Consider the following 308-nt stretch of genomic DNA (forward strand, 5'->3'; position numbering starts at 1 on the left):
GTGCTGCTGCCGGGGATGTTCGTGCGCGCGCGCATCGAGGAAGGCGTGAACGAGAACGCGTTCCTGGTGCCGCAGATCGGCGTCACGCATGACCAGAAGGGGCAGGCGGTCGCGCTGGTGGTGGGCGCGGACAACAAGGTCGCGCCGCGTCCGCTGACGACGACGGGCATGCAGGGGCAGAACTGGGTCGTCGAAGGCGGCCTGCAGGCGGGCGACCGGGTGATCGTGCAGGGCATCGACAAGGTGCGTCCGGGCGCGACCGTGAAGACCGTTGCGGCCCAGCTTGCGCAGGCGCAGGGCGCCGCAGC

General features: G+C 71.1%; 1 protein-coding gene. It reads left to right on the top strand.

What is annotated here, in order from left to right; translation table 11 throughout:
- A partial coding sequence (locus HWX31_RS34735; protein ID WP_175934030.1) for a permuted SH3 domain-containing protein occupies positions 1–308 on the top strand: 308 nt, incomplete at both ends.

It is taken from the genome of Burkholderia ubonensis, from assembly GCF_902833085.1.
GTDB classification, from domain to species: Bacteria; Pseudomonadota; Gammaproteobacteria; order Burkholderiales; family Burkholderiaceae; genus Burkholderia; species Burkholderia ubonensis.